The sequence below is a fragment of the Acetobacter fallax genome, from assembly GCF_011516735.1.
Lineage (GTDB): Bacteria > Pseudomonadota > Alphaproteobacteria > Acetobacterales > Acetobacteraceae > Acetobacter > Acetobacter fallax.
Genome location: NZ_WOSX01000080.1, coordinates 1 through 7,406, shown reverse-complemented (window position 1 = coordinate 7,406; position 7,406 = coordinate 1). Strand labels below are relative to the sequence as shown.

General features: G+C 58.2%; 7 protein-coding genes and 1 pseudogene. 4 read left to right on the top strand and 4 right to left on the bottom strand.

What is annotated here, in order from left to right; translation table 11 throughout:
• Window positions 1-463, top strand: a 463-nt coding sequence (locus GOB85_RS18065) for a 3'-5' exonuclease (RefSeq protein ID WP_173578765.1), incomplete at its 5' end; no start/stop codon positions are given.
• Window positions 464-495: 32 nt separating this feature from the next.
• Window positions 496-1,986 (top strand): annotated as a pseudogene (locus GOB85_RS18060) (ATP-dependent nuclease); the annotation flags it as partial.
• Window positions 1,987-2,061: 75 nt separating this feature from the next.
• Here the strand turns inward: GOB85_RS18060 and tnpC are convergent.
• The 3 genes from tnpC to tnpA all read right to left on the bottom strand — a co-directional run bounded on the left by tnpC (window position 2,062) and on the right by tnpA (window position 4,558).
• Window positions 2,062-3,672, bottom strand: a complete 1,611-nt coding sequence (tnpC, locus tag GOB85_RS18055) for an IS66 family transposase (protein ID WP_173578766.1) — start codon at window positions 3,670-3,672, stop codon at window positions 2,062-2,064.
• A 65-nt stretch (window positions 3,673-3,737) separates the two neighbouring features.
• Window positions 3,738-4,085, bottom strand: coding sequence for an IS66 family insertion sequence element accessory protein TnpB (tnpB, locus tag GOB85_RS18050; RefSeq protein ID WP_173578767.1), 348 nt, complete (start codon window positions 4,083-4,085; stop codon window positions 3,738-3,740).
• Window positions 4,082-4,558 carry an IS66-like element accessory protein TnpA gene (gene tnpA, locus GOB85_RS18045; protein ID WP_173578768.1) on the bottom strand — a complete coding sequence of 159 codons (477 nt, stop codon included), beginning with the start codon at window positions 4,556-4,558 and terminating at the stop codon, window positions 4,082-4,084. Before tnpA ends, tnpB begins: the two co-directional genes overlap by 4 nt.
• A 103-nt stretch (window positions 4,559-4,661) precedes the next feature.
• Between tnpA and GOB85_RS18040 the strand changes: the two genes are divergently transcribed.
• Together GOB85_RS18040 and GOB85_RS18035 are read left to right on the top strand one after the other, a co-directional pair.
• Window positions 4,662-5,225, top strand: coding sequence for a hypothetical protein (locus GOB85_RS18040; RefSeq protein ID WP_242011620.1), 564 nt, complete (start codon window positions 4,662-4,664; stop codon window positions 5,223-5,225).
• Between the two features lies 1 nt (window position 5,226).
• Window positions 5,227-7,026, top strand: a complete 1,800-nt coding sequence (locus GOB85_RS18035; RefSeq protein WP_173578769.1) for a UvrD-helicase domain-containing protein — start codon at window positions 5,227-5,229, stop codon at window positions 7,024-7,026.
• Between the two features lie 172 nt (window positions 7,027-7,198).
• On the opposite strand, the gene GOB85_RS19095 is transcribed toward GOB85_RS18035, so the two are convergent.
• Window positions 7,199-7,406, bottom strand: a 208-nt coding sequence (locus tag GOB85_RS19095) for a hypothetical protein (RefSeq protein WP_206752309.1), incomplete at its 5' end; no start/stop codon positions are given.

The window sequence follows — 7,406 nt, the reverse complement described above, 5'->3', positions numbered from 1 at the left end:
CGTATTCACCACCAAGCCATGGGCGTGTTCGATGTCCGAAATCGATTGGGCAGCTGAAGGTTTTGAGGGCACAAAGCTGCACTACCTAGCTGCTGGCGCAGGCTTTTTTTATGACCGACACCGGGCGGAGCATGATTGCCGTGCCGTAATCGAGTTGCTCGCATCAGTCCTACCGGTATCGAACAGAACTGCACTGGCAAGCCTGCTCGACCGGGCGCGTCAGTCTACGTGGCGGATCTGGGCAGAGAATTCACCTTACGATCTGAAGGAAGTGCTGAAAGCGCGCGGATACCGCTGGAATGGTGATGGCAATCCAAATCCGCGTGCTTGGTACATCGATGTCGACGATGCACGCCGCGAAGCGGAGATCAGCTTCCTTCGTAAAGAAATATATCTGCGCGACGTCGACCTGCTCGTGCACCGGATGGATGCCTATAACCGCTTCTCGGACAGGCAGAATTAACAGGCTCTGGTTTAAACGGGGGTAAGTCGTTCGTGCATATTTCAAGGTTGCAATTGGTCAATTATCGGAATTTCCAGCGTGCGAATGTCGTCTTCCACAAAGGCATCAACACGATCATCGGCGAAAACGGGTCGGGCAAAACCAACCTGTTCCGGGCGCTGCGCCTTCTGCTTGACGATACGTTGCTACGCTCGGCATATCGGCTTGACGAGAAGGACTTCCACCGGGGCCTTGGCGACTGGCGTGGTCACTGGGTGATCATCAGTCTCGAGTTCGATGAGGTGTCCCAAGACGAGGCGATCCAGTCCCTCTTCCTGCATGGGACCGGCAACATCGCCGACGGCGAGATCGGCAAGGCGACCTACAATCTTATATTTCGGCCAAAGGCAGCAGTCCGGCGGATCATGGCCGACCTTGCCGTCGGTGATGTCAGCGGCCTCGCCGAGGCACGTTCGAAGATTACTATCGCGGACTATGAAACGATCTTCACCGGCAAGAGCATCGCGGATTTCTGCAACCCCGACACCTATAGGCAGTTGGTCGGCGACTTCGATGCGGTAGACTTCCCCCAGGAACTAACGAACCCCGCTATTGGGGGCATCATCCCGGGCATGCTTTCGATCTCGCGCGAAGTGTGTTTCACCTTCGTGCAGGCACTGCGTGATGTGGTCGCCGATTTCCAAAATAACCGTACCAATCCACTGCTTACCTTGCTCAAAGGCCGGAGTGGCGAGATTGATCCGCAGAGCTTCGAGCCGATCAGCGCACTTGTCAAAGGACTCAACGACGCGATTGAGAGCCTGCCCGATGTCGGCATCATTCGCACCGATATCCGTGATACCATCACCGATGCTGCAGGTGGGACCTACTCACCACGATCGCTTTCGATCCGTTCCGACCTGTCCGACGAGGCCGATCGCCTGTTCCAGTCGCTCAAACTGTTCGTCGGCGAGAGCGAGGAGCAATATGAGGGAGCGATCCACGAACTGAGCCTGGGCGGCGCTAACCTTATCTATCTGACGCTCAAGCTGCTCGAGTTTAAATATCAGAAACAGAAGGAGGCCTTCGCCAACTTTCTTGTGATCGAGGAGCCTGAAGCGCACATCCACACTCATATCCAGAAGACGCTATTCGACCGGCTAAACTATGACGATACGCAGGTCATCTATTCGACCCATTCAACTCACATTTCCGAGGTGAGTAACGTCGAAAACATCAACATCCTCGGCAGACAGGGTGGACGATGCGAGGTCTTTCAGCCGTCTGCAGGTCTCGACTCCGGCCAGATCGGCAACATCCAGCGCTACCTTGATGCGGTCCGCAGTAACCTGCTTTTCGCCAAGAGCGTAATGCTGGTCGAGGGCGACGCCGAGGAGATCCTGATCCCGATCCTTGTGAAGAAGGTCTTCGGACTCAGTCTGGACGAACTGGGGATCAGCTTGATCAACATCCGCAGCACCGGTTTCGAAAATGTGGCAGTACTCTTCCATGACGATCGCATCAGGAAGCGCTGCGCAATCATCACGGACCTTGACCGCGCGTTTATCGACACGGCTGAGGATGTTCTCGTAAGCATCCGGCGGGAGACGCGGGCATATTCAGGCGGCGATGGTATTGTGGACCTGCTGGTGGGCTTTCCAGTGCCAGGGCAGGAGTTCATGGAGGCGTGGATTGGGGATGTCATTGATCCGTGCCAGGACATCGGCGAGCCATGCGTGGGGATCGACATCGTTCAGACGCGCGGTGACGATCAGGGAATACATGGCGGCGGCACGTTCTCCGCCCCGATCGGACCCGGCGAACAACCAGGCTTTCCTGCCCAGGGCGATGCCGCGCAGAGCGCGTTCTGCTGCATTGTTTGAGAGGCAGATCCGGCCGTCAGTGAGGAATCGTGTGAATGTATCGGCACGTCTGAGAAAATAGTTCATGGCGTGGGCAACGGGATTTTTTGTCGACATGCGCCGGCAACACTCCCGCATCCAGTCGAACAGATCGTCGACCAGAGGGGCTATGTCTGTTTGACGGACTGCCAGCCGATGTTCTGGGGGCGTACCGTTGATGGTGCGCTCGGCTTGGAATATGGCGTCGATCCTGCCTACTGCCTCTATGGCGAGGGGCGCCTTGTCCCTCTCGGCGATTTTGAACAGCCCTCTGCGTCCGTGGGCCCAGCATCCGGCGGAGACAACCGGCGCGGGTTGGCGTCCCGGTTTCGCCAGAGTGTTATAACCCGCATAGGCGTCTGACTGCACAATGCCGGTCCAGCCGGTGAGATGGTCCGTGGGATGTTCGCCCTTGCGGTCCCGGGAATACCGGAACCAGACGGCTGGCGGTGCTGGCCCACCAAATGGACCATCATCACGCACGTAATTCCACAATCGTCCGGTGACTGTCCGGCCTTTCGCCAGAACAGGCACGGTGGTGTCGTCCGCGTGCAGGCGTTGTGCCGCCAGCACATGCGCCCGGATCAGCGTAGTCAGGGGGGCCAGCGTCGCGGTGCAGGCTCCCACCCAGTCGGCCAGCGTTGATGTGTCGAGATCGATCCCTTCGCGGGCAAAGGCCCCGCTCTGCCGGTTCAGCGGCAGATGCTGCAGGAACTTGTCGCACAGGATGGTCGACAGCAGCCATGGGCCGGCGCGTCCGCGCGCGATCGGATGGAAGGGGGCGGGTGGCTGGGTGATGCTCTCGCAGTCCCGGCAGGTGTACTTCTCCCGCACCGTCTGGATGACCTTGAACTGGCGCGGCATCACCTCCAGCGTCTCGGTGACGCTCTCCCCCAGTTTGCTCAGACGATCGCTGCCACAGCACGGACACTGTGTCGGTGCGGGGATGACGACCCGCTCGCGCGGCAGATCGGCACGCAGGGGCTGGCGCCCCCGGTTGCTCCTGGGTGCTGTCGCACGGACGGCGGGATCCGCCGCATTTTCGGGCGCGTCCTCGGCGAGTGTCGTCTCCAGCTCTTCCAGTTCGAGTTCGAGCTGGGCCAGCAGGCGGCGCCCCCGTTCCGACGAGGCGCCGAAACGGTCCTGGCGCATCCGCGCGATAAGATGTTTGAGATGGGCAATCTGCGCTTCGGCGCTGGCCGCGCGTGCTTCTGCATCAGTGGCCCGGATTTCGGCAGTAGACGCCCGGAGTTCGGCGACCTGGGCACGCGCCTCGGCAGCGGCAAGTGCTGCGCGCAAGGCGATGATGTCGTCCGTGTCTCCCGTCATGAAGGCAGTTGATCACATGGGCGCTCAAAAGGGTACCAGTATATGCTGACCTGGCGCGGTTTTTATTATCCCGCCAGTTCAGGTCTCCATGTTTTCTGCGGATTGCGCCAATCCACACCCTCCAGCAGACAAGTCAATTGTGACGGGGAGAGATGGATCGCTCCGTCCTTTGCCGAAGGCCACAGGAAACGCCCGCGTTCGATCCGCTTCGCATATAAGGAAAGGCCGATCCCATCGTGCCAGATCAGTTTCACCAGGTCGCCGCGTCGGCCCCTGAAGGCATAGACGTCACCCGCGAAAGGGTCACGACCCAGTGCTTCCTGGACCTTCAACGCCAGCCCGGGCATCCCCAGGCGCATATCGGTCACGCCGGCCGCCAGCCATATCCTCAGCGTGGAAGGAAGCGGGATCATGACCGCAGTGCGCCCACAATCTCACGCAGACGATCAGCGGACAGCCCTGTGTCGAACTCCAGCCGCACGCCGTCCGGAAAGACCAGGCTGACGGCTTGGCCGGACAGCGTTCCCTGTTCTCTCCGACGCTCCAATGGCTGCGGCTCGGAGACCGGGGCCACCATGACAGGTATGAACGATGTCCCGCCTTTGGCCCGAGCCTCTCGCCGCCAGCGAAACACCAGACTTGGATGGATCCCATACTGTGCAGCCACCTCCCTTATGGGGCGCCGGTTCTCGTAGGACGCGATGACCACTCGCGCGCGAAATTCAGGGGCGTGCCAGCGGCGGCGATCTGAAACGATCTCGATCCGCGAGGCGCCCGCCAGCCTGTCCCGCTCGCATGTCTCTCTACCGCTCCTTTGGAGCCTCTCTGCGGTACTACCTGCGACACTCGCAGGTAGTACCGCGTCCCTATCTCTTAAATCGCTCATGCTTCATAGCTGAACCAGACCAGAAGTATTCAGCAAGGCGTCAGTCGCCGGGAGCTTACATGTTCTCGACAATAAGGACGAGATCGCCACGAAGAAGAAGGCGTTGGCGTCACAGCGCGCAGGACTTCGGCGCGAGGCGGCGCTCAAGCAGATGTGCAACGGCAATCGCTGGCTGACGGCGCATTTTGCTGATCACACCTTTGAGGTCGATTTCGTCTCCACCGGCAACGCGAGCACAATCGTTTCGGTTCTGGGCGATGTCTACAAAGACGCAGGCACCATAGCGACGTCGAAGGCGGAGTTGGAATCCGGCGATATCGCTCTCTTCGGCACGCGCGTGCTGACGATGGCACGTAACGCCGGCAAGGGTTGGTTCGCACTCATCCTCGGGCGTATGATCACGCCAGAGACCGTTATCCCGGATTATATCCTCGACGCGATTTTTGAAGTGCATACCCCGGTTTCGAGCCAGACATGGGCGAGTGTGCTAGACTACCGGCTCTCGGTGCTCGCTGCGTCTCATCTTCACGCGCCGACGGACATAGCAGCGATGCGTGCACATATCGGTCGCTACCGTCGCGACGAGATCGACTTTGCCGAAATCCGGGCCGAGATGCTCCAGGCATTCCCGGCCGACGGTATCAACGCGATTCTGGCGAGCTTCTGAAATGTTCGTCTGGGACAGAAAGGATCTGAACAACGCCCAAGTTGCGGCCATCGAGCATCCCGGCAGCGTTTTTCTCGTCGCATGCCCGGGAAGCGGGAAAACGAGGACACTCACCTACAAGATCGCCCGCCTGCTATCGCAGCTCAAATCGGACAAGAAGCGCGTGGTCGCGATTACTTACACGCACCGGGCTGCGGATGAAATCCACGAGCGCATTGAGCAACTCGGCGTTGACACGGGCCAGTTGTGGATCGGCACTATCCATTCCTTCTGTCTAGAGTGGATACTCAAACCCTATGGGATATATCATCCGGCGCTCAAGCATGGGTTTCGCGTAATCAACACCCATGACACTGAACGTATACTTGAGGATCTGTGCAGCGCGGTACAGGGCATCAAGCTCACCAGCTTCGACTGTGGTTATTATTTCAAGCCGAGCGGCTATGTCCTGACCAGCATCAAGTCGGATAAGCATGAGGCGATCAAGGGAGTCTTGAGGGCCTATTGGCGGACGCTTCGCGTCCATCGACAAGTCGATTTCGAACTGATCCTTTTCTATGCATACCAGCTTATCGATAAGAACCCCTCAGTCAGCGTGCTGCTCGGGTCGATCTTCGAATGCGTGCTCGTCGATGAATTTCAGGACACGCGGGAGATCCAATATGCGATCCTCGCGTCGATCCTGAAGGCGTCGAAAGGCCAAGCGTCCGCCTTCGTCGTTGGAGACCCAAATCAGGCAATCTACGGTTCGCTTGGCGGCTACGCGATCACGGCGGCGGATTTCGGGCGGCAGTGTGGGATAGCGTTCAAGGAAATGAACCTATCAGACAATTACCGGTCGTCATCCCGCATCGTAAGCTATTTCTGCAACTATAACGTGTTGCCCGTGAAGATCGAGGCGGTCGGCAAGGACAAGAATTATGCGAGTGTCGTGTCGTTTGACCAGAAGACCCGCCGCGATGCGCTGGAAGATGAACTTGTAAGGCTCATCAAATTCAATGTTGAAACGCTCGGTATCGCTCCGCACGAGGTCTGCATCGTCGCACCTTGGTGGGTCCATCTCGCGAGCATGACGCGCCGACTAGTGGCAGCTCTTCCGGCCTATTCGTTCGACGGGCCAGGCATGGTGCCTTTCGCGTGCGACGTCGATAATTTCTGGTACAAGCTTGCCCGAATCATCCTGACAGAGGCATCCCCCCAACTCTATGTGCGTCGGATGCGGTGGGCTGGCGAAGTGATTGCCGGTCTCAGCGAAGCAGGCATCGAGATTCCGGGCTTGGACCGCAAGGCGCTGTTGCGCAACTGCAATGCCATCACCATCCCTGAGACCGATGGCCTGGTCTTCCTCCGGGCGTTCTTCGACCAGTTATGCGCCGTTCTCGGCATAGACCGCCGTGCTTGTGCCTTGCTCAAGGAGCATTACGACGCCTTTTTCGAAAGCTCGCAGAAGCGCATCGATCGGCTCGTTAAGGAGGGCTCCGAGGCTATCGCGGAACTGGCAATGTTTAGGAAGGTCTTCGCGGGCCGCACAGGTATCACCGTATCGACGATCCACGGGGTCAAGGGCGCTGAGTATGATGCGGTGATCGCCTATGGATTGCTGGAAGGCATGGTCCCACATTTCAGCGATCCAGATCCGGTCGAGACAGCAAAGAAGCTTATATACGTGGTATCGTCGCGGGCCAGAAAGAACCTGCATCTGATCTCCGAGCGTGGTCGAACCCGAGGTTGGAGCGGAGACTATCAACCGACCGAAGTCCTCACCGGATGTGCATTCCGGTACGACCAGCTTTTCATCTAAAGTAGAGCTTTGCCCGCGCGATTAAGGGTTACAAGGATGCACTTTCACGAAGTGCTCCATAGTCAGGGCTTTATTGGACAGCCCACAGGTTTACCGTTTTAAAACCGTCAACGAGAGAAACGTGTTAGCGGCGGGTTTTGATCGGGTCTGTCGTTCAATTCTGGATAGCCAATTACAGGAACTGGTCGACACCTGTTACAAGCGTAAACACTCGAATGGCTGCTTTCGGTCGCACCTTTTCGATAAACGACTTTCTGTTCCCCCCAAAGGTAAGCATCCGGAGAGAGCCGCGGGCGTAATCAGGCTTTGATGGTATTATTGCTGTGGTGAAGGGTTTTCCAGTGCCATGGCAGGAGTTCATGGAGGCGTGGATTTGGCAT

Excerpts from the sequence above, each read along its gene's own strand:
- tnpB (WP_173578767.1), bottom strand. The coding sequence starts at position 4,085 with ATGATCCCGCTTCCTTCCACGCTGAGGATATGGCTGGCGGCCGGCGTG.
- tnpC (WP_173578766.1), bottom strand. The coding sequence starts at position 3,672 with ATGACGGGAGACACGGACGACATCATCGCCTTGCGCGCAGCACTTGCC.
- GOB85_RS18035 (WP_173578769.1), top strand. The coding sequence starts at position 5,227 with ATGTTCGTCTGGGACAGAAAGGATCTGAACAACGCCCAAGTTGCGGCC.
- tnpA (WP_173578768.1), bottom strand. The coding sequence starts at position 4,558 with ATGAGCGATTTAAGAGATAGGGACGCGGTACTACCTGCGAGTGTCGCA.